Source organism: Myxococcus xanthus, from assembly GCF_013116825.1.
Taxonomy (GTDB): Bacteria; Myxococcota; Myxococcia; order Myxococcales; family Myxococcaceae; genus Myxococcus; species Myxococcus xanthus_B.
Map to the genome: position 1 here is coordinate 68,291 of NZ_JABFNS010000003.1, position 19,306 is coordinate 87,596.

Consider the following 19,306-nt stretch of genomic DNA (forward strand, 5'->3'; position numbering starts at 1 on the left):
CGTCCCGCTCCAGGTGTGGCGTCACCGGGCCAGGCCCGGCGTCAGCGGCTGGCTACCCGCCCAGCGCGCCGTTGATGAGCGGCGCGACAATCTGCATGCCCGGGTCCTCGGCGTTGTAGCCGTTGGCGGGCTCGTAGATGCGGACGCGCTGGTTGCCGTTGATCCACCGCGACAGGAACGTGTCCATGCCCACGAACTCGCTGTAGCACTTGTACGTCTGGCCCCACGGGAACTCCATGTACTCGTACCAGTAGCGCTTCTTCTCCATCTGCTGGCAGGCGTGCGCGCCGATGAAGGTGATGATGGTGCTGCAGTGGCTGGAGTTGATGGCGCGCTCGTGCGGGATGAAGTAGCTGAAGTTGTTGTACTTGTTCAGCTCCGTGACCAGCGCGTCCTGGTCCTGCTTCCAGTAGCCCAGCACGGACTCCTTGTCGTTGGGCGAGTGGAAGCGGTCATACGAGAAGCGCGAGTAGTTGTAGTCGCGCGAGTAGCCCGTGTAGGCCAGCTGGTCGTTGGGGAACTCCTGCGCCACCATGCGGTTGATGGTGCCGAAGTCGCTCTGGCTGAACGTGCCCGGCAGCAGGGAGAAGACGGAGTCCAAATCCCAAGACTGGCGAATCTTGTCGTGCAGCGCGCGCGAGCGGAAGTTCGCGTTGGGCGCCAGGAAGATGGGGCCGGAGTCGTTGAGCAGGTAGCCACGCTCCGGGTTGATGGCCTTGCGCAGGAAGTAGTAGCCGGCCGACGTCGCCGTGCCACCCGCGCTGTAGCCCGTCATCAGCATCTTCTGGACGTTGGGGAACTGCGTCTTCGCGTAGTTCGCCACCGCCAGCGTGTTGTTGTAGCCGTTGTGGTGCCACGTCAGCGGCGGGTTCTGCCCCGTCGAATCGACGTAGGTGGCCACGTTGTTGCCCACGTGCACGTCACCGGTGCAGTACGGCACGTAGACGATGTTCCAACCCTTCGTCACCAGGTCCGTCTTGCTGCGCCCCGGCAGGCCCGGGTCCGCGCCGTTGACGAGCGGCGACACATACTTGGCCGTGAACTGGGTGATGTAGTCGTCGGCGATGCCGTTCGGATTGGCGGCGCCCAGCACGCCCGCGCGGCCGCTACACGTGTCGTAATCCCAGCACGCGCCGCCACCCTCGAACAGGAACATCAGGTTGGGCGAACCCGTGCGGTGCACCCAGAACTTGAACTGGGAGCCATTGCCACACTTGGTTCCCGGCAGCTCCACCTTCTGCCAGTTGTAGTTGTTTCCACCATCCACCAGCACGTCGACGATGGAGGACATCACCACCTCCGCGCGTGCGGCTGCGGGCACGAGCGCGGCGGCCGTGAGTCCAGCCAGGACAAGGTTCTTCATTCGGGGACCTCCAGGTTTAGTTGGGAAATCCGTGTATACAATGGCATTGCATCCGAGTCAGGAGGATTGTGGTTGTTTCACGTTTCCGACGAGAGGGACGCGGGTGCTGCATTGCGCCAAGGATGCGACGCATTGCGGCATTTGATGTGGTGCGTTGCGCTATCTCGCGGTGGGAGGTTGCCGCGCCCACTCCGTGCGCGGTATTCGGAGCGGCATGGCCGTGAATGCATGGAGAAAGGGCCTGCCCGGCCTTGTGGTGGCGACGGGCCTCGTGGTGGCGGCGCTGGTATACGCGCTTCGTCAGGAGCCGGAGCCGGTGACGCCGGAGTCTCCCGCCGTCGTCAATCAGGGCGCCGCGTCCATGGCGCCGCATTCCGGGGCGCGCACGCCGCCGCCTCCGCCGCGGGCCACGCCGCCGCCGTTGGACCTGACGCGGCCGCCCGAGGAAGTGCCGGACGATAACACGCCCAAGGTGCACCCGGTGGACCTGCAGGTGATTCGCGCGAAGCTGCCCGACAACCTCTACTGGCGGATGGGCGCGCCCACGCAGGACCCGGCGGAGCTGGAGCGCCGCGAAGCGGAGTCCCGCCGCTGGAACGACCTCTACGGCAAGGTGCTGTCCGCCGATGCCACGGTGGAGCAGATTCGTGAGTACTACGGCCACCGCCGTCAGGTGTCCGAGGACTTCATCACCTTCTCCACCGAGGTGTTGTCCCGGTTCGGTGACGTGCTGCCGGAGCGGGACCGCGGGCTCTACGAGCTGAGCATCAACATGCACCGCACGCGGCTGGCGGAGCTGCCGGCGCAGGAGCAGGACGCGCTGGACCGGCGGGAAGCCCAGGAGCGCCGCCGCGAGGCCTGGCGCCAGGGCCTCCAGTCGCCCTGAGCGCGCTCCCGGACGGGCGCGGAGACTGTTCATCTCCGGACAGTGTCTCCGCGGGCGCGCGCGGCACGCCGCGGGGGGGGAAGGGCGTTTCCCCCGCGCGGAGAGAGTGTCGGCTGCCTTGCAGATTTCCGGCGCGTGACAGTGGGGTGGGCGCGGCGGAAATGTTAAGCGGCAGGTACATCGCCTTGGCCCGTTCTCACACCGACCGCGTGGACTCACTCTCGACCGGACACGACCCTGGTGGCGCCAGCCACGGCGGGTCGGAGGCCAGCGGGCTGGATACCGCCCTGCTGGACCAGATGCCGGAAGCGGTCGTTGTCTGCTCGCTGGACGCAGTCTGTGTCCATGTGAATCCTTCCCTGGAGCGGCACCTGGGCCGGCCGCGCCAGGAGCTGCTCGGCCGGAGGCTCTGGGAGCTGCACCCGGAGTGGACGGAGCGTTCCTTCCAGGAGCGTTTCCTCCAGGTGGCCCGGACGGGCGAATCCGCCGAGTTCGAATGCCACGCCGAGCCCCAGGACCGCTGGTTCGTGAAACGGCTGTTTCGCGTCCATGAGCGGGTCGTCCTGTTCTCGCGGGACATCAGCGCGGAGAAGAAGCAGGAGGCGACGCTTCGGGCCCTCTACGACGAGATGCGCCGGGCGCAGCGGCACGCGGCCTTCCTGGCTCAGGCCAGCGAGGTGCTGGCGTCGTCCCTGGAGCACGACCTCATCCTGCAGCGCATGGCCCACCTCGCCGTTCCCATCCTGGGAGACGCGTGCTCGGTGGACCTCCCCATGCCGGACGGGCAGGTGCGCCGCGCCGCCGCCGCCTTCTCCAGGCAGGAGATGGTGGCGCCCGCGCAGGAGTTCCAGGCGCGCTATCCCATCCGCCTGGAGGACGCGGCGGGTATCGGCAAGGTGCTGCGCACCGGCGTCACCGAGTTCACCCCGGACTTCCCCGCCATGCTCGCCGCCACCCAGGGGGGCAGCTCGGCGTACCGGCGGGCCGTGGAGGCGCTGGGCATCAGCGCGTACATCATCGTCCCGCTCATCAGCCGGGGCCGGGTGCTGGGGGCGCTCACGCTGCTCAATTCGGAGTCCCGGCGCAGGTACACGGAGGCGGACGTGCGGCTGGCGGAAGACCTGGCCCGCCGCGCCGCCACCTCGTTGGACAACGGCCGGCTCTACACGGAGGCGCAGGAGGCCGTGCGCGCCCGGGACTCGTTCCTGTCCGTGGCGTCTCACGAGCTCAACACGCCGCTGACCTCGCTCATGCTCAACATCCAGGCGTTGCGGCGCGACATGGAGCCGCGCGCCAGCAATGGCCCCGCGTCACCGGAGGCGCTCTCCACGAAGGTGGTGGCGGTGCAGCGGCAGGTCTCCCGCCTGTCGAGCCTGGTGCGCGAGCTGCTGGACGTGTCCCGCATCACCGCGGGGCGGCTGCGGCTGGAGCGCGAGGACCTGGACCTGGCCGCGCTCACCCGCGAGGTGGTGCCCCGCTTCACCGAGGACCTGGCGCGCGCGGGCTGCGCGCTGCACCTGGATGCGAGGGACGCCGCCACCGGCCATTGGGACCGGCTGCGGCTGGAGCAGGTGCTGCAGAACCTGCTCTCCAACGCCATCAAGTACGGCAGGGGCCGCCCCATCGAGGTGCGGGTGGGGGCGGATGCGTCGCGCGCCTGGCTGTCGGTGAAGGACCAGGGCATGGGCATCCCGCCGGAGGGGCGCGCGCGTCTCTTCCAGCGCTTCGAGCGGCTGGCCAGCGAGCGGCACTACGGCGGACTGGGGCTGGGCCTGTGGATCGTGAAGCAGATTGTGGACGCCATGGAGGGCCGCATCCACGTGGAGAGCGTGCCCGGCCAGGGCTCCACCTTCACCGTGGAGCTGCCGCGCCACCCGGCGTGAGCAGGTGCGAGCGGACGCCGGAGGACACCACCCACAGCTGATGGGAGGTGCGCGTCACCGCCACGTGCAGGCGGCGGCGTGACTCGTCGTCCACCGGGTAGGCCCGCGCCGTCACGTCCGGGAGGATGACGTAGTCGAACTCCAGGCCCTTCACGCTGCCCACGTCGGTGACGTCCACGCCGGGCTCGAAGGTGAACTCGCCGTCGCTCACCAGCCGCGCCCAGGGCTGGTCGGAGACGACGCGGTAGATGGCCTGCGCGGACTCGGGGCTGCTGGCGATGACACCCACGGAGGCGTGGGGCTCGCGGGCCACGAGGTCCCGGAGCGCCTCGCCGATGAAGAGCTGCGCCTGGGCCTCGTCGGGGAAGTGGTGGAAGCCCACCGGAGCGCCCGCGCGGCCGGTGGCGGCTTGCTCCGGGGCCTGCGCGCCCAGCACCTGCCGCGCCAGCTCCACCACGGGCCGGGGGCACCGGTAGGAGACCTGAAGCCGGCAGGTGGCGGCGTCGCGGATGTTGAGCTCGTTGAGGACGGCGGGCCAGCCCGCGAAGCCCGCGTCCGTCTGCTGCATCTCGTCGCCGGCCAGCGTGCAGCTCTTGCCCTTGCCCAGCAGCTGGCGGACGGCGAAGAGCTCGAAGAGGGAGAAGTCCTCGGCCTCGTCCAGCACCACATGCGCCAGCCGCTCCAGGCCCAGCGAGGTGTGCTGGGCCTTGAGGAACATCAGGACGGGCAGGTCGTCCAGGTCCACCGTGCCGGCCATGGCGTCCGGCGTGTCGTCCTCGATGGAGCGCCCATCCACGGTGATGAGCCGCTCCGCGTCGGTGATGTGCTTGAGCGCCTTGGACAGCGGCGTGGCGAGCTGGAGGCGCGTGTGCTCCAGCGTCTCGTCGATGGCGGTGCGAGGAATCTCGCCCTTGGCGGCGGTGACGACGCTCTCCAGGAAGTGCCGGTCCATGTACGCGTCCGTCATCCGCGTGCGCAGCCGCTCCAGCGTGGTGCCCGCGTCTGTCTTTGGCACGCCCACCCGGGCGGCCAACGCGCGCCGCAGGGTGGGGTGGCGCTTGAGCCGGGACACCAGCGGCGGCGTGTCATTCCATAGCTTGATGCCGGGCACGTTGAAGGCGGAGCGCGCGCTGGCGAGCAACCAGGCATCCCGCGTCTGCACGGCCACGTTGCCCAGGCCCAGCGGCGCCAGCAGCCGGCGGGACAGCCGCGCCAGCCCTTCTTCCGGGACGATGAGCTTCATGCGGGCCTGGGGGAACGTCTTCGGGTCGTCGAAGGCCAGCTTCGCCAGCCGGTGCAGCGCCACGGTCGTCTTCCCACTGCCCGCGCTGCCCAGCACCAGCAGCGGCCGGTCCGGACCGGTGCTGAGGGCCTCGTACTGCTCGGCGTCCAGCATGGCGGTGACGCCAAAGGCATCCTCGATGTGCCGCGCGCCCTTGCCGGTGCCCAGGAACTCCGGCCGCGCCGCCGTCCCCGCGCCGCCCGACTGGAGCGTGGCGAAGTCGCGGCTCACGCTGCGCCATGTGCCGTCCGCCAGGCGCTCCAGCACCAGCGCGCCGGAGATGATGCGCGTCAATACGCCGCGCTCGATGATGACCAGCCGGCGCGTCTCCACGCTGCCCTCGGCGAGCCGTTCACCGAAGTACTCCTCGTAGTCGTCGCCTTCCTCGTAGCAATAGAAGACACGGGCCACGGGGGCGAAGCGCCAGTCGATGACGCGCACGCCGGCGCCCACGTCCGCGAACGTGGTGCGGCCCAGCAGGTAGTCGCGCGGGCCGCCTTCGCCATTGAGGCGCAGGTGCGCGAAGTAGGGGGCCTGTGGGTCCGGAAGCTTCACGCCCTCCTGGCGTTCCAGGAGGGAGCGCATCTGGTTCATCTGCGCGAAGATGTGCGGCAGGTCGGCCACGGCCGCGGTGGAGGCGTCGTCCCGCAGCACCTGCAACTGGGCGACAAGTCCCTGGGCGTCCTGTCCACGTGCGGACTTGCGCCGCGCGGCCTCCAGCGTGGACTGAACACGGGCCAGCAAGGCCTCTTCCTCGGCGATGATGGCGCGGGCATGGTCCGGCAGCGACGCCTCGACGTGGCTCATGCGCGGCAAGGTGAACCTCTGCACCGTATGCGTCAACCTGTTGTTTTTCCTGAGGGAAGTGCTGTCTTTTTGGTACTCTGTTCCAGAAAGGGATGGACATGCGCGGTGTGAGCCAGCGGCTGCTGCTGGTGGGGCTGGTGTTCCTGGCATGTACGGCCTCCGCGTCCCGCAAGGTCCTGTACGAGAAGGAATCGCCCTACACGCTCATCTCGGTGACGGAGGATGAGGAGGGGCGCCGGTACCTGGGCTTCGATGCCTCGGGGGCGTTGCAGAGCGTGGTCCGGCCGGGCAAGCCGCTGGACCTGGTGCTGCCCTACACGCAGGTCTCCATGGTGGGGCTGGCCTACGTGCCCGCGCCCAAGCGCATCCTCATCGTGGGACTGGGGGGCGGGGCCATGCCCATGTTCCTGCGCAAGGTGGTGCCCCGGGCGCACATCGACGTGGTGGACATCGATCCAGATGTCGTGGCGGTGGCCAGGCGCTACTTCGGCTTCCGGGAGGACACGCTCCTGCGCGCGCACGTCGGAGACGGCCGGCGCTTCATCGAGGCCGAGCGGCCCGCATATGACCTCATCTTCCTGGATGCCTATGGCCCGGACAGCATCCCCGAGCACCTGGCCACGCAGGAGTTCCTGGCGGCGGTGCGAGCGAAGCTGAGCCCCCAGGGCGCGGTGGTAGGCAACGTGTGGGCCTTTCCGCCCAACCGCCACTATGACGCCATGGTGCACACGTGGCAGGTGGCCTTCACGCAGTTGTATGAGTTCATCGTGCCGCAGAGCTCGAACCGCATCCTGGTGGGCGTGGCGTACGAGGAGAAGGTGGCCGCCAAGACACTGGAAGCGCGCGCGGAGAAGCTGGAGCGCACCCGGGGCGTGCCGTTCGATTTGAGCGGGCTGGTGGATCGGGGCTACACGGACGCGACGGAGCGGCAGCTGCGGGGCAAGGTGCTGAAGGACGCGGACCTGCCGAAGCCCGCGTCTGTGACGACGCCGGCGCAGGTCCGCTGAGCGCTCGTAGGAGGGCTCGGGGCTGCCTCACATCGACGTGTCTGCCTTCAGCGGTCCGTCCATGGGGGGGACCACGCCTTGGGATGCCGATAGCGGTCCTTTCGTGCGTCGAGGTAGGCGCGGAGCTTCGTGAGCGCGGGGTGCGCGTTGTCGCTACGCCAGACCAGGGAGTGTGGGTACACGAGCATCGGGTTGCGGATGGGAATGCGGCGGAGGTTGTACTCGGCCGGCCACACCAGCCGGATGTGTTCGCCTACGAGTGTGGCCAGGCTCGAGGAGCCGGCAATCACCTCCAGGAGCGCATCGATGCCGAAGTCGGGACCGAGGGTGTCGATGGTGAGCCCGAATCTCGCGGCGAGCTCGTCGTAGTAGGCGGCCCACTCTGTTCCTGGGGCGATGAAGGGCATCCACACCTTGTGCTTCGCGAGCTCGGCCGGCGTCAGCGAAGTCGCTGCGGCGAGCCTGTGCGTATGGCTCGTCAGGAGTTCCACGGCGTCGTCGAGAACTCGGGTCGCCACGACGCCGTCGGTCAGTTGTTGCGCGGGCCGGGTGATGGCGCGAAACGTCGCGTCAAGCGTCCCGGCCCGCACAGCGGCCAACGCGGTCTTCGCGTCGAAGAGATGCGTGACGACGTCAATCTCGATTTCTGGATGAGCGCTGTGGAAGTCCCGAAGGATGCGTGCGCTCCCGAGGTTCGGCTTGACCACGTCGACACGCAGTCGACGGCGGCCAGGGCGCACGGAGTCGGCTGCCCGCTCCGCCGCTTCGACGAGGCTGCGAGCGTGAGGCAGGAACACCTGTCCGTCGATGGTGAGCTGAACGCCGCGTGGCGTCCGGACGAACAACCGGGCCCCGAGGCTGGCTTCGAGCGCGGCGATGCGCTTGGAGACGGCTTGCTGAGTCAGTGACAGCCTTGATGCCGCCTCTTGGAACTGTCCCGTGTCGGCGACGGCAATGAAGGTCCTCACCCCATCGAAATCCACGCGGCCCCGCCTCCGTTGCTCCGTGTCGTCGGGGGAGGGTACCGCACGGGATTGGAGGGGGCCAGGGAACGGCACAACCCGCGGTTGTGTCTCAGGGGATATCAAGTTGTTTGATGTCTCAGCGATGCACTGGCTAGGGTCCTGTTCAACGGCACGCACGTCTTCGATGGCTGCCGTGACTCCAGGAGAACCGTTCCATGCATGGCGAGAAGCCGTTCCTTCCCCGGGAGGTGCTGATGGGCACCCCTGAATCAGAGGTCATGTTCAGCAACATCCGGCGAGCGATGCGCCTGGCCGTGGAATTGAACAAGCGCACCTTCGATGATGCCGAGGAGATCAGGGCGCTCTTCAGTGAGCTGACCGGCAGGAATGTCGATAGGACGTTTTCGCTCATCCCGCCGTTCTATACCGACCATGGCGTCAACATCCGCGTCGGGCGGAATGTGTTCATCAACCAGTGCTGCACGCTGATGGACATCGGTGGAATCGACATCGCTGACGACGTCATGATTGGCCCGAAGGTGAACATCCTCACGTCGAGTCATCCCCTGGAGCCCGCCAGGCGGCGTGCTTCCGTGGTCGCGAAGCCCATCGTGCTCGAGCGGAATGTCTGGATTGCGGCGGCCGTCACGATATTGCCGGGCGTGACGGTGGGCGAAAACTCGGTGGTGGGCGCCGGAGCGGTGGTGACCGAGGATGTGGCGCCGAACAGCTTCGTGGCGGGGGTCCCCGCCCGGCTGGTGCGACACCTGACTTGAGGGGCCGGGAGGCACGTCTCGGTGCCCCCTGGCCTCGCTCGATGTCACGCGTTGGCGATGGACTTGGGCGGCAGCTTCAGCACCTGCCCGACCTTGATTTTGTCCGGGTCCTTGAGCTGGTCCTTGTTGGCCTCGAAAATCTTTGGGTACAGCTTCATGTCCCCGTAGATGTCCTTGGCCAGCTTGCTCAGCGTGTCACCCGGCTTGACGGTGTACAGGCCATACGGCGTCTCGTGCGTGACGGTGAGCATGACCATGACCTCGTTCTGCCAGTTCGGATGTCTGGCCTTGATCTGGTCCCACATCCGGTCCCGGTCCCAGGCGTAGTCCACCGTCCCCTTGATGATGAGCTTGCCGTTCTCCTCGCGCGACTCGACCTTGGCGCCCACGTTCTTCGCCACGTCGAGCACGTCCTGGTAATCACTCTGCAAGGCCATGGTTGCTCCCTTTCGCCTGCGCACGCCGGAACGGGCGTGGTGCTGGGCGGGGCGCAATGTAGCCGCCTGACCCGATGTGCCCGTCGCGACTCGATGTCTCTGGGCGCGCGGATGGCGAACGGTCAACAGAGCCTGTCCCGCGCCTGTCTCGGATAGACGGCGGGCGGAGGGAGCGGCGCTCCTCCCGCCCCGCGCGTCAGCGCCATGCGTTCGGCGCGCGGTCACGGACAGTACTGCAGCGCGCACTCGTGCCGCTGGTCGATGCAGACCTGCGTCTCCTCGGGGTCCCCAAGGGCCTGACGAATGCAGACGGTGTAGGTGGCATGGCAGTCTTCACAGGTGGTCAGCGCCTGGACTTCGCTCCGTGCGCCTCGTCCGTGCCGGCGGGGCCGCTCAGTCCCGGGTCCAGGTCGCCACAGCCCGTCCCCATGAAGACCGCGGCCAGTGCCACACTCATCCACGTTGCTCGCATGATGCCTCCCCCGTCGCGGAGACGGTCCTGTTGCGTTGTGGATTGCCACGATTGTGGAGGTGCCTGGAGGTGGCAATCGCGCCAGGAAGTCCCGGCCCTTGGCCTGTCTTCCGTCGGATGGTATGAGCATTCCCTCCGTCTGGCCTTGAGTCCGGGGCCAGCGCGGTTCGTGCACGGTCTTCGCCTCGTCACTGTCGAGATTCACTTCCGCTCGGGGGAGGCGGTGGGGCGTGCCCCAGCGCGCCGCTCCCGGGTTCGTCCTTGGAGCTTGGATGTTTCGCCCGCGTGTCTCCCTCCCTTCCATCTGGCGGCCCCGCGCCGCCGTCGTCGCCCTGACGCTGCTGCTGAGCGCGTGCGCCACGCTGCCCCAGCGTGGGCAGATCGTCATGCGTGACGTGGCCTTCCCGCTGCGGGACTTCCGCTTCCCCTCGGGGCTCCGCGTGGTGGTGGAGCAGGATGCCCGCTCTCCCGTGGTGGCGGTGGTCGCGGTGGTGGGCGCGGGAGGCTCCAGTGACCCGAGTGGCAAGGAGGGCCTGGCGCACGTCGTGGAGCACCTGGCGTTCCGTTCCCGCCACGCGGGGGGGCCGTCGGTGTGGCGGCGCCTGGAGGCGTCGGGCGCGGGCTTCTACAACGCCTCCACCAGTTTGGATTACACGTCCTACGAGACGCTGGGCCCCAAGGAGGCCCTGCCCGCCCTCTTGAAGCTGGAGGGCCAGCGCCTGGCCGCGCCGCTCGCGGGTGTGAGCCCGGAGGTGTTCGCGGTGGAGCGCGAGGTGGTCCGCAACGAGCTCCGCCAGCGCAACGAGACGGGCTACGTGGGACAGGTCTTCAGCTGGTTGAACGCCGCGGCCTTCCCCGGCGGACACCCCTACGCGCGTCCTCTCGCCGGGACGCATGAGTCGCTGTCCGCGCTCAGCCTGTCGGACGCGCAGCGCTTCGCCCGGGCGCACTACCGCCCCGACAACGTCACGCTGGTCATCGCCGGTGACGTGGACCTGGCGGCCGTGGAGGCCACGCTCCGCACCAACCTGCCCGAGGCCTGGGTGGGCACGGGAGCACCCCTGGCGCTGGAGGCGCGCCTGTCCGCGCAGCCCGCGGCCCCGGCCACCACGCCCGCCCAGAAGTCGGTGCCTGTCTTCACTGCCGCCGTGCCCACGCCGGAGGTGTATCTGTCCTGGGTGCTGCCGCGCGGCTTCGACGAGGCCAGCGCGGTCCAGGACTTCGTGCGCGCCACCTTCGGTCAGAACCTCTGGGGCGCGGTGCGCAACGACGGCGACATCGCGGACATCTCCACCAACCTGATTCCGGGGACGCGCGCCTCGCTGCTGGTGGTGCGGGTGCGGCTCAGCCGGGGCGACGACCCGACGCGTTCGGCGGGGAAGGTGTTGGACCAGGTGCAGAACGCGTGGGTCCAGGAGATTCAGCCCGGCTCCGTGCTAGGCCGCGAGTTCGACTTCCAGGCGACGCGCCGGCAGGTGGTGACGGGCATGGTGCTGGAGTCAGAGGACCTCATGTCCCGCACCGAGCGCCGGGCGTTGCTCACCCACTTCACGCAGGACGTGCGCTCCTACACCCGCTCGCAGGTGGCGCTGATGGGGCTCGGCGGCGGCAAGGTGACGGACTTCTCCTACCAGTGGCTGCAGCGGGACCGGGTGCGAATGATTGTCGTCCGTCCCGGTGAGGTGCCGGGCGCGGCGACGGCGGCCGCCACGCTGTCCGCGGACGAGGAGCCCTGGACCACGCCCGCCGAGCAGGTGACGCCGTCCATGACGGCGGCGCTCGATTCGCCCGTGCAGGTGCTCAAGCTGGACAATGGCATGGAGGTGCTGCTCGCTCCGCGTCCGGGCCTCCCGGTGGTCCGCATCGGCGCGGCGCTGGGCGGTGGTTCGTCCCACGGCGCGAAGTCGGGGGTGGCGGACCTGGCCAACTGGGGCTCCTTCCGGGAGGCCTGGTTCGAGGGCCGCCCCAGTGACTGGGGTCTGCATTCGACCTCGTCGTTCCAGCGCGACCACCTGCGCGTCGGCATCTCCGGCACGGCCGGTAACGTCGGCAACATGCTGGCGATGCTGGCTGAGCAGCTCGACTCCACGCGGACCTCCGAGGACGTGGTGCGCTTCTACCGCGAGCAGGTGCTGCCCTGGCGCCAGGCGGTGGACTCGAATCCGGAGCTCCTGGCCGAGCGTCACCTCCAGAAGGCGCTGTATGGCACGCATCCCTTTGCGCGCGAGGCCACCAGCGCGGACCTGTCCCAGGTGTCCTGGACGGAAGCCGAGGCGTGGCTGAAGGACGTGTATCGCCCGGCCAATACGGTGGTCGTCATCGCCGGTGAGTTCGACGTGAAGGAAGTGGAGGGGCTGGCGCGCAAGTACCTCGGCGGTTGGAGCCGGGGGAAGGCGGCGCCCGTCGCCACGCCGGCCGCGCCTGAGCTGCCGGCGGCGTCTTCGGCGACGGTCCTGCTCTCGCCGCGTCCTGGCGCGAGCCAGGCACAGGTGCAGCTGGCCTGCCGGCTGCCCACGGCCACGCCCGAAGCAGAGGCTCGCTACGCGTTGATGGCGGAACTGATTCACAATCATGCCTCGGGGGAGATGCGCTCGCGCCGGGGGGCGACGTACGGCTTCTCCGCGCGGCCCTGGCTGGGGCGCGGCGGCGCGGCCCACCTGGTGGTGGAGGGCGCGGTGGATGCGCAGCGCATGGGTGAAGGCGTCAGCACCGTGAGGGGGCTTCTCTCGTCCTTCGCGAAGGACGTGCCCGAGCACGCGCTGGAGCGGGCTCGCAGGGGGATGCTGGCGTCCCAGGCCGTCTCCTTCATCAGCTCGGAGGCCTGGGTGAACGCGCTGCTGACCGCGCGCGTCCGGGGCTTCGAGCCGGACACGGTGACGCGCCGGCCCGCGCTGCTCCAGACGGTGACGGCCGAGTCGCTTCGGAAGGAGTTCGAGGGTTGCTCCCAGCGGCTCGTCGTCTCCATCACCGCGGATGAGGGCAAGGCGCGGCCCGTCATCCAGGCCATGTCCCAGCCGTAGCCCGCCACGGCCCCCCGCCTGCTGGCCGTCCCGCCTGGCGGGGGCTGTCGTCCACCTCCGTGTCCCTGGCTGCTTATCTTGAGGCCGCCGGGGACCAGCCAGGGGGCGACGCGGGCGTCGGAGCGCGCTGACGGTGTGTCCGTGGGGGCGGGGTCAGCCGAGCCGGTCCACAGGGACCAGCAACACGTCGCGCAGGCGCCAGTCCAGGCGCTTGAGGTCCGCGGCGGCGTTGCCCAGCCGGGTGACGAGCTCCGGTCCCCGCTCCTTCGGCACCAGGCGAACGTCCGCGCAGAAGACGTGTCCGTCCTCTCTCACGCGCACCTGCGCGGCCTCTACCCAGTCCAGGCCGCACAGGGCCTCGTGAATGCGGCGCGGCAGCGGCTCGGCGTGCTTCGAGTCGAGCGTGCGCGGCGTGCGGTCCATCAAGTCACCCAGCGCGGTGCGCAGGTGCCGCTGTCCGTCCCAGGCGATGTCCAGCGCGATGACCCCCGCGGCCACCGCGTCCGCCCACCACCAGCCCATGCCGATGCCGAGCACGCCCAACATGGCGGCGACGGCGGTGAGCCAGTCCGCCTTGTTCATCAGCGCGTCGGCGTGAAGCACCTTGTCGTGGAGCGACTCCGCCAGTGGCAGCTTCGCCCGTCCCAGCAACACGGACGGAATCGCCGACCACAGCAGGGCCGCCAGCATCAGCCAGCCCATCCACAGGGTGTGGCCGAACAGCTGCGTGGTACCGATGGAAGGGTATTCGGCGCGCACCAGCTTGAGTGCGGACTCCACGAACAGCCACGTCCCCATGAAGAGCAGCGCCACCGAGCCCACCAGGTACGCCACGGTGACGGCGCGGTGGTAGCCATAGGGGTATTCGGCGGAGGGCTTCCGGTGCGCCACCTTGCTGCCCACCAGGAAGGAGATGGGCGGGATGAGGCTGAGCAGGTCCTCCAGCCACGCCGCCTTCATGGCCTGGGACGCGCCCAGCGTGAGGTAGATGACGACGATGGCCGACGCCAGGTACGCCAGTGACCAGGCCTCCAGCCGCTGCGCGCGCTTGAGGAGACGGCGCTTGTCGTCAGGCAAGTCTTCCGGGTCCACCGGGCCGCGCGCATGTCCGGCGCGTCGCCGTCGTTGGCGCCAGCTCATCGCCGGTCCTCGTCGGGGGCCGTGGGTGTCTCGCCGGCTCTTGCGGAGGCGAGGAGGCGCCGCCGGATGGGCTCCGCGTGGTCGACGACGAAGCGGTCCACGGTGAGCAGCCAGCGGTTTTCGCCCGCGGGCACTACCCAGATTCGCTGCTCCTCGCGAAGCACGTCTTCGCCCGCGGCGTAGCCCCATCCATCGAGCTGCCAGTCCCAGGCTGCTCGGAGGCCCGGGGCTTCATGCAGCCGCTCCACCTCGCGAACCCGGGCACCCCAGGCCTGAAGCCGCGGCCCGGCGCCACTGCCCGGCGCCACGGAGACGGAAGCACCTTCCAGGGACTCCGGAACGGTCTGCCCCGGCGGCGCGCCCACATGCATCCGGGTGGTGAGGTAGGGCTGTCCCGCGCCCAGCTGCTTCACCCAGGGGGACTTCGCGGTGATTCCTCCGACGACCACGTCCACCGCTCGCTCCTCCAGGGCGTGCATCAGCTCGGCTTCCGGTGCCACCGTCCAGGACACGCGCGCCCCCAGTTGTTCGGCGAGCTTCGCCACCGCCTCGGCTTCGGGCCCCGTGGGCTTGCCGTCCTGGAGGCCCGTCCAGGGCTCATGGCGCACGAGCCCCGCGCGAAGCACGCCGTCTCGAACGATGCGCTCCTGCGTCCCGTGGGTATCCCGGGGAAGGCCACAGGCCCCCAGGAGCAGGGCCAGCCAGCCGAACAGCAACACTCCGACACGCCTTGCACCGCGCACCGCCCGAGCCTCCCTTCGGTCCGTGAATCGCACCGGGAACGGTAGGCACGCGGCGGATGAGGCGCTACGCGCCCCGAGCGCTCCTTGCGGCCACGGCGAAGCGGGGACCGCCTGCCTGCTCGCGGGCCCGGGGCGCGCTCAATCGAGGTAGCCCCAGCGCTCCTCCTCGAAGACGAAGAAGGGGCGCCCGAAGGGAATCCTGTCCGTCCATCCCAGCACGTGACGGCGTGCGTCCGCCGGGCCGCTCACGTCGTAGGTGAAGCCGAAGTGAGGGCCGCTGAACCTGGCGGGTGGCAGCTGGGGGAGGAACTCCGGCACGAGCTGCTCCAGGGTGTCGGGGAGCTGTCCGTGCCGGGCCTGGTAGGCGCGGCATGCCGCGATGAGCGTCTCGGCGTTGCGTTGCGCGCGTTCCGCCTCCTTCTTCCCGGGGCGGAGCGCCATGCACAGCGTCAGGGGAATGCCGACGGCATTCCGCAGCAGCCCCCGGGCAGTGCCAAGGAATCGGTGGAGCGTCATATGGGCGCGACCATCGCATGACTGACGACTGCCTATGTTCTCCAAGAGGAGGACATCGCCATGTCAGATTTGGAAGCGCCGCGCCCGCTGTCCGAGCCGCCAGACGAGGTGGAGGAGCGACAGGGCCGCTACATGGAGGAAGAGCCGGGCCACACGCCGGGGAGCGCGGAGGGCGACGACGAGGACGCCCCCCACCGGGTTCACCCCTACCCGGACCCGGACCACACCCCGGGTCGGGCAGAAGGCTGAACCCAGGGCCGCCGGGAGGGCTGACCTGCGGGTGGGCGAGGTCGGCACCCTCACGGCTCTAACTGAAGTGGCGCTCCAGCACCGCGGCGACGTGCGGGTTCTTCTCCGCTTGGGTGGCCGCAGCTGCCAGGGTGGGGCAGTTCTGGGTGAACCAGTGCTTGTTTGGGCGCCAGTGCGTCATCACGGTGACGTAGAGGTCCAGCGCGCTGAAGCGCTCGCCGAGCACGTGGGGTTTGCCTGTTTGGGCCTCGATTTCGCGCCAGAGGTTGGCGCGGCGTTCCATGACGGTGTCGCGCAGCCGGTCCGCGGCGGGACCGGGAAGGGTCCACTTGGGCGGGTCGTCCGCGTACGTGAACGTCGGGTACACCGCGCCCACGAGGCGAAGCAGGAGGTTGAGGAAGCGCACGCGCTCGGGCGCCGTGGGCTCCGGTACCAGACCGCTCTGGGGCGAGACGTCGTGCAGGTGCAGGATGATGGCCGCGCTCTCTGTCATCACCGCGCCATCGGGGAGAATCAGGGTGGGCACCTGCCCCAGGGGATTGAGCTTCATCAGCCGGTCGCGCCCGGGGCCTGGCTCCAGGTAGGGCAGCTCCGTCAGGCGGTGCGGGATGCCGGCGATGCGCAGCGCCATCTCCACGATGGCCGAGCCACACCCCGGTGAGCCAATCAACTCGTAGTCATTCATGAACTGTTCCGTCATTCCCCAGAAGAGGGCAGTGGCTGCCAGTCGGGAACCAACGCGGGGACGATTTCCCCGGAGGCCGGAATCGTCAACTGCTCCCGGTGGAAATAGAGGTGGCTGTGCCGTCACGGACCTATGGCGACGGGTTTTCGCTCTCGACAGGTTCGTGAGGCGTGGCGTCCAGCAGTGAACCCAGGATGGAAGACCCCGGACGCGTGTGGATGTCACCCAACTCCACATCTCCTTCGAAGGGAACATCGACCGTGAGGGTCCGTGATGCCGCTGCCACTGGGTTGAGTGCTAGTTCCAGGGGAAGATGGGACCCCAGACGGAGTGCGAGCTCAGCGCGATGGGGAGCTTGAGCGTCAACACCAGCCCCACCTCGCGGGCATGTCGCGTCCGCTCCACGCCGCCGGGGCCGATGTCCCGGTCCCCGGCCAGCGGAATCCCGAAGCGCACGCCCAGGCTGCCGAACACGAAGGCCAGGTAGGGCGCGACGTGCAGGCCCGTGGTCGCCACGCGCGTCCGGCTCGCCGTTTCATGCATGACGCCCAGCTCCATCCCCCCGAAGAACAGGGTGCCCTGGAGCCCGGCGCAGAGCCGCGCGCTGCCGCGGTCCATCTTTTGTGCCTGCGCGAAGAGGCCCAGGGCGCCCACGCCCTTGAACCCATTGAGCGTCAACTCCCCGCCTACGCCCGTGCCGGGCTCGTCCGCCCCGAATGCCGCGCTGTACAAGGGGCCCACGGACAGCCAGGTCTCTCTTTCGGGGAACAGCGTGAGGTCCGCCCTCGCGGGCAGGGCGAAGAGCACGGACGCCGCCAGGAGCGGGAGGGGAAGGCGCATGCGGCCGCCCGGATGCAACCACCGGGCCCTGTCTCCGCGCGAAGGGATGGTGCGTCTTGCATGTGCAAGGCACTGCACGTTGCGTCACCGTCCGTTCGCAGTCGCGGGATGGACGGGACGCGCCTGCTCATTTCTTCCGAGGCTTCGGCCCCGCGGGACGAGCCGGCGCGGCGGAGGGCTCCTCGGAACCCAACGTGACGGGGCCTTCGCGGTACAGGGCGTTGACCTTGCCGCCGCGAAGCTCCAGGGCCGCGAGGTTCCGCCCGTACCCGGTGCTCAGCCCGGTGTCGATGAGCAGCGCCTTGCCGTTGAACCGCACCTTCACCTTGCCGTCGCGGTTCGTGGTGTGCCCCATGACCATGCGCCTGGCGCCATAACGCTTCAGCACCGCGTCCAGCGCGGGTTCGGCGTCCTGCGGCTCGCCCAGTGCGTAGCCTCGGAACCACAAGGGGCCCTGTGCGTCCCGCGCGCCGCCGGGCGGATGGTCGGGGAAGAAGTCCTGACGCACCCAGCGGTTGAGCTCGGCCAGGTTTCCGCCGGGAACGCCGGGCGCGACGCCGCCGTGCACGAAGAGGGTGTCGTTGATGCGCACCACGGCGGCGTGCTTGCGCAGCCACTGGCCGTAGCGGCCCTGGAGGCTGTACGCGACGCGGTGCCCGTTGAGGCCGCGGGGGGAGCCGGCGCTGTCCTGCTCGGGGCTCTGGTCGGCGAACGACGCCATCTCCCCGGGGTTCACGTAGCGCAGGTCGCCCAGCATGTTCATGGCTTCATGGTTGCCGAGCAGGGCGTGGACCCGTCCGCCCGCGGCGAGCGCTTCCTGCTCCAGCCGCATGAGCAGGTCGAACGCCGCGCGCGTCTGGTCGCCCCGGTCCGGCACGTCGCCCGTCTGGACCAGGTGCGTCTTTCCGCCAATCCACCGGTCCTTCGCGTCGATGAGGCCGGCGAGCCGCAGGACTTCCTTCAGGGCGTCCACGTCACCGTGCACGTCCCCCACCGCCACCACGCGCTCCACGCCGGTGAAGGTGTCGGGGACCGCGTCCTCCAGCCGAGGCTGCGTCGGGGCATGGGGGGCGGGGGCCGCCGCCAGGAGCAGCGGGACGAGCACGAGCAGGGAGCGCGTGCGAAGCAAAGAGGGGAGCATGGGCATGTCCTCTGGTGAGACGGCGCGCCTGGGCTGGCCGGCCCAGGCGCGCTGGAGGTCCTCAGGGTGTCACGCCCGCGCGGCCCTCGGTGCCTGAATCGTCTCCAGGCACCCGGGGCGCTCGGTCAGGTGACGGAGGGGGCAGCGGTAGTCCCACTTCTGGTTCGGGGCGCCCGTGCGCTCGTAGATGATGCGCCGGGCGCCGCTGGACGTGTTGTGGTTCACGATGTCCACGCACGTGTTGGCGAGCACGCTGACCCAGGTGGACGAAATCGTGGTGGCCTGTCCCTGACGCGCGCGCCGAACTGTGCTGCTCCCTGGATGCAGCACAGCGGGCGACACGCCGGGTGCACGTAGGATGGCGTCACGCCCATGCGCACCCACACTGAGGCCACTCCCTACGAAGTCCACCGCGATGACGGGTTCGTCGCCTCCGACGACCCCGCGCGCATCGACCTGGACGTCGTCCATGGCTACCTGTCCCGCTCATACTGGTCCGCGGGCATTCCCCGGGAGACTGTCGAGCGGGCCGCCCGGAACTCGCTCGTCTTCGGGCTCTATTCCTCTGGTGAGCAGGTGGGCTACGCCCGCGTCGTCACCGACCGCGCGAGCTTCGCCTATCTTTGTGATGTCTTCGTCCTGGAGCGGTACCAGGGGCGGGGCCTCGGCCAGTGGATGATGGAGGCGCTGCTCGAGCATCCCGACCTGCAAGGGCTTCGGCGGTTCTTGCTCGCCACGCGAGATGCCCATTCGCTCTATGCGCGTTACGGCTTTCAGCCATTGGGGGCGCCCGCGTCCTTCATGGAGCGCCATGACCCGGACGTTTATGTCCGAAATCGAGAAGAGGGCGCGAAAGCGAAGGAAGGATGAGGCCGTGGGCATGACAACCGCTCCATGCCTGATTCCCGTTGCTTCCTGCGGTCGATGCGCTGCTGGCTGTCTTTGGGGCTGGGCGCGGTGCTCCGGGTGAGCCAACGCACAGCGTCTTCGCTACTTCACTGAGACAGTTTCTTTCCAGAGATAGCTGTCTGGTTGTCGCGGGAAATAGCGAGTGCAGGACGCTGTTTCTTTGTCAGGCGCTTGTGACAGGCTTC

The 19,306-nt window shown here is 69.1% G+C and carries 19 protein-coding genes; 7 read left to right on the top strand and 12 right to left on the bottom strand.

What is annotated here, in order from left to right; translation table 11 throughout:
• Positions 1-52 precede the first annotated feature (52 nt).
• On the bottom strand, positions 53-1,363 hold the full coding sequence (locus HNV26_RS01740) for a pectin acetylesterase-family hydrolase (RefSeq protein WP_171441673.1): 1,311 nt from the start codon (positions 1,361-1,363) through the stop codon (positions 53-55).
• Positions 1,364-1,577: 214 nt separating this feature from the next.
• Here HNV26_RS01740 and HNV26_RS01745 point away from each other — a divergent pair, with 214 nt between their 5' ends.
• A complete protein-coding gene (locus HNV26_RS01745) occupies positions 1,578-2,249 on the top strand; it encodes a hypothetical protein (protein WP_216611712.1) in 672 nt (223 codons plus the stop codon).
• A gap of 161 nt (positions 2,250-2,410) precedes the next feature.
• Entirely contained in the window at positions 2,411-4,132 is a 1,722-nt protein-coding gene (locus tag HNV26_RS01750) for a PAS domain-containing sensor histidine kinase (protein ID WP_253818046.1), read from the top strand.
• Here HNV26_RS01750 and HNV26_RS01755 read toward each other — a convergent pair.
• On the bottom strand, positions 4,101-6,221 hold the full coding sequence (locus HNV26_RS01755) for an ATP-binding domain-containing protein (protein WP_171441670.1): 2,121 nt from the start codon (positions 6,219-6,221) through the stop codon (positions 4,101-4,103). The genes HNV26_RS01750 and HNV26_RS01755 overlap by 32 nt on opposite strands.
• A 92-nt stretch (positions 6,222-6,313) precedes the next feature.
• Between HNV26_RS01755 and HNV26_RS01760 the strand changes: the two genes are divergently transcribed.
• Entirely contained in the window at positions 6,314-7,228 is a 915-nt protein-coding gene (locus HNV26_RS01760) for a spermidine synthase (protein ID WP_171441669.1), read from the top strand.
• A gap of 47 nt (positions 7,229-7,275) precedes the next feature.
• On the opposite strand, the gene HNV26_RS01765 is transcribed toward HNV26_RS01760, so the two are convergent.
• Positions 7,276-8,196 (bottom strand): LysR family transcriptional regulator, encoded by a 921-nt coding sequence (locus HNV26_RS01765; RefSeq protein ID WP_366816721.1) that lies wholly within the window; start codon positions 8,194-8,196, stop codon positions 7,276-7,278.
• Between the two features lie 212 nt (positions 8,197-8,408).
• Between HNV26_RS01765 and HNV26_RS01770 the strand changes: the two genes are divergently transcribed.
• On the top strand, positions 8,409-8,969 hold the full coding sequence (locus HNV26_RS01770) for a sugar O-acetyltransferase (protein ID WP_171441667.1): 561 nt from the start codon (positions 8,409-8,411) through the stop codon (positions 8,967-8,969).
• A 44-nt stretch (positions 8,970-9,013) separates the two neighbouring features.
• On the opposite strand, the gene HNV26_RS01775 is transcribed toward HNV26_RS01770, so the two are convergent.
• Together HNV26_RS01775 and HNV26_RS38855 are read right to left on the bottom strand one after the other, a co-directional pair.
• Positions 9,014-9,406 (bottom strand): LysM peptidoglycan-binding domain-containing protein, encoded by a 393-nt coding sequence (locus HNV26_RS01775; RefSeq protein WP_171441666.1) that lies wholly within the window; start codon positions 9,404-9,406, stop codon positions 9,014-9,016.
• Positions 9,407-9,749: 343 nt separating this feature from the next.
• Positions 9,750-9,878, bottom strand: coding sequence for a hypothetical protein (locus HNV26_RS38855; protein ID WP_301338467.1), 129 nt, complete (start codon positions 9,876-9,878; stop codon positions 9,750-9,752).
• Positions 9,879-10,150: 272 nt separating this feature from the next.
• On the opposite strand from HNV26_RS38855, the gene HNV26_RS01785 reads away from it, so the two are divergent.
• Positions 10,151-12,898 (top strand): M16 family metallopeptidase, encoded by a 2,748-nt coding sequence (locus HNV26_RS01785; protein WP_171441665.1) that lies wholly within the window; start codon positions 10,151-10,153, stop codon positions 12,896-12,898.
• Between the two features lie 153 nt (positions 12,899-13,051).
• Here HNV26_RS01785 and HNV26_RS01790 read toward each other — a convergent pair whose 3' ends face one another.
• The 3 genes from HNV26_RS01790 to HNV26_RS01800 form a co-directional block, all read right to left on the bottom strand.
• Positions 13,052-14,038: a cation diffusion facilitator family transporter gene (locus tag HNV26_RS01790; RefSeq protein ID WP_171441664.1), complete on the bottom strand. Its 987-nt coding sequence runs from the start codon at positions 14,036-14,038 to the stop codon at positions 13,052-13,054.
• Positions 14,035-14,781 carry a transporter substrate-binding domain-containing protein gene (locus tag HNV26_RS01795; protein WP_171441663.1) on the bottom strand — a complete coding sequence of 249 codons (747 nt, stop codon included), beginning with the start codon at positions 14,779-14,781 and terminating at the stop codon, positions 14,035-14,037. Before HNV26_RS01795 ends, HNV26_RS01790 begins: the two co-directional genes overlap by 4 nt.
• Before the next feature lie 138 nt (positions 14,782-14,919).
• The gene (locus HNV26_RS01800; RefSeq protein ID WP_171441662.1) at positions 14,920-15,297 is read right to left on the bottom strand and encodes a hypothetical protein; all 378 of its coding nucleotides are present in this window, start codon (positions 15,295-15,297) and stop codon (positions 14,920-14,922) included.
• Between the two features lie 60 nt (positions 15,298-15,357).
• Between HNV26_RS01800 and HNV26_RS01805 the strand changes: the two genes are divergently transcribed.
• Positions 15,358-15,546 carry a hypothetical protein gene (locus HNV26_RS01805; RefSeq protein WP_171441661.1) on the top strand — a complete coding sequence of 63 codons (189 nt, stop codon included), beginning with the start codon at positions 15,358-15,360 and terminating at the stop codon, positions 15,544-15,546.
• 58 nt (positions 15,547-15,604) lie between these two features.
• Here HNV26_RS01805 and HNV26_RS01810 read toward each other — a convergent pair whose 3' ends face one another.
• The 4 genes from HNV26_RS01810 to HNV26_RS01825 all read right to left on the bottom strand — a co-directional run bounded on the left by HNV26_RS01810 (position 15,605) and on the right by HNV26_RS01825 (position 18,554).
• Complete coding sequence (locus HNV26_RS01810; RefSeq protein WP_253816093.1) at positions 15,605-16,246, bottom strand: glutathione S-transferase family protein; 642 nt, start codon at positions 16,244-16,246, stop codon at positions 15,605-15,607.
• Between the two features lie 282 nt (positions 16,247-16,528).
• The gene (locus HNV26_RS01815) at positions 16,529-17,071 is read right to left on the bottom strand and encodes a hypothetical protein (protein ID WP_171441660.1); all 543 of its coding nucleotides are present in this window, start codon (positions 17,069-17,071) and stop codon (positions 16,529-16,531) included.
• Positions 17,072-17,198: 127 nt separating this feature from the next.
• Positions 17,199-18,218, bottom strand: coding sequence for a metallophosphoesterase (locus HNV26_RS01820; protein WP_171441659.1), 1,020 nt, complete (start codon positions 18,216-18,218; stop codon positions 17,199-17,201).
• A 63-nt stretch (positions 18,219-18,281) separates the two neighbouring features.
• Positions 18,282-18,554 (bottom strand): ricin-type beta-trefoil lectin domain protein, encoded by a 273-nt coding sequence (locus HNV26_RS01825; RefSeq protein WP_216611723.1) that lies wholly within the window; start codon positions 18,552-18,554, stop codon positions 18,282-18,284.
• A 30-nt stretch (positions 18,555-18,584) separates the two neighbouring features.
• On the opposite strand from HNV26_RS01825, the gene HNV26_RS01830 reads away from it, so the two are divergent.
• Complete coding sequence (locus HNV26_RS01830) at positions 18,585-19,082, top strand: GNAT family N-acetyltransferase (protein ID WP_171441658.1); 498 nt, start codon at positions 18,585-18,587, stop codon at positions 19,080-19,082.
• Positions 19,083-19,306 lie beyond the last annotated feature (224 nt).